Genomic DNA, 1,309 nt, shown 5'->3' on the forward strand with positions numbered 1-1,309 from the left:
GGGAGTTCCCCCAAGAATGGGGACACGATTTCACGTTGTCTGAAGTGTATGCAGTAGTCGTTCGTACTCGATCGGGGACCGGTACTGAAGTGATGAGTGACGCCTTCTGAGGTTGTACCAGTTCAGCCAGGAGAACACCTCGGCGCGGGCGGTGACCTTATCTGCGAACTTCCCGTTGCTGCCCAACACTTCTCGCTTGAGTGAGGCGTGGAAGGCCTCGGCGAGGGCGTTGTCGGCGCTGGTGCCCACCTTCCCGCGCGAGCGGAGTACCCCGTACCGGTCGCAGTACTGTGCAAACTGGAGCGAAGTATATTGACTGCCGTTGTCGCTGTGGAATATCGATCCTTCCAGCGAACCGCGGTGGCCCCGGGCGTCCTCCATCGCGGCCTGGATCAGGTCAGTGCGCATGTGATCAGCGATCGACCACCCGACCACCCGGCGGCTGCATAGATCAATCACCGTTGCGAGATACAGGAACTCGCCGCAGGCGATCGGCAGGTACGTTATATCGCCGACGTACCGCTGGCCGAGGGCCTCGGCGGTGAAGTCGCGGCCGATGCGGTCGGGCACGGCGGCGGCGTCGGGGTCCGCGACGGTCGTGACCGGTCGCTTCGGCTTCCAGGACTTCCCCTCGATGCCGCCCTCACGCATCAGGCGCGCCACGCGCTTCTCGTTGACGCACCGGTCATGGACCTCGCGCAGTTCGACGGTGATCCTGGGCGACCCGTAGGACTCCCTGGACTCGCGCCAGAGGGCCTCGATGAGCGCGAACAGCTCGGCATCGGCCTCCTTGCGCGCGCGTCGAGCATCCTTGCCCTGCCGCCACTGGTAGTACTTCGACCTGGTCAATCCGAGGACTTCACACAAGCGGGTGACCGGCCAGTCTTCGGACTCGGCCGCATCCGCGACGAACTGGTACCGCTTGCTCAGTCCGTCGCTCGGAGAAAAACAGCGGCTGCCTTCCGCAGAATGTCGCGTTCCTCGGTGACCTTACGCAGCTGCGCTTTGAGCTGTCGAACCTCTTCATCTCGCACGGTCCGCGAGGCTAGCCCAGCCCGACCGGCCTCGGCCGGCGAGCCGTCCTCGCCTGTGACCGGCGCCTTCCTGGCCGCCTGCACCCAGCCGCGCAGTGTCTCAGAGTTCAATCCCAGGTCAGCGGCGATCTCTTTATACGTCGCACCCGGATGCTCCAGGTACACCGCGACCGCGTCGGCTTTGAACTCATCGGAGTATTTCTTCGGCACCTTGATCTCTCCTCAAAACCGAGCCTACCGGCCCAGCGATCAGGGTGTCCCCATGAAGGGGGGAG

The 1,309-nt window shown here is 63.9% G+C and carries 1 protein-coding gene; it reads right to left on the bottom strand.

Annotation, left to right across the window (positions count from 1 at the left end):
• Positions 1–30: 30 nt before the first annotated feature.
• A protein-coding gene (locus tag ACYVL2_RS19955) for an IS3 family transposase (protein WP_460546556.1) occupies positions 31–1,244 on the bottom strand; the annotation gives its coding sequence in 2 pieces (ribosomal slippage) (positions 31–950 and positions 950–1,244; 1,215 coding nt in all).
• Positions 1,245–1,309 lie beyond the last annotated feature (65 nt).

The organism is Glycomyces halotolerans (assembly GCF_054779575.1).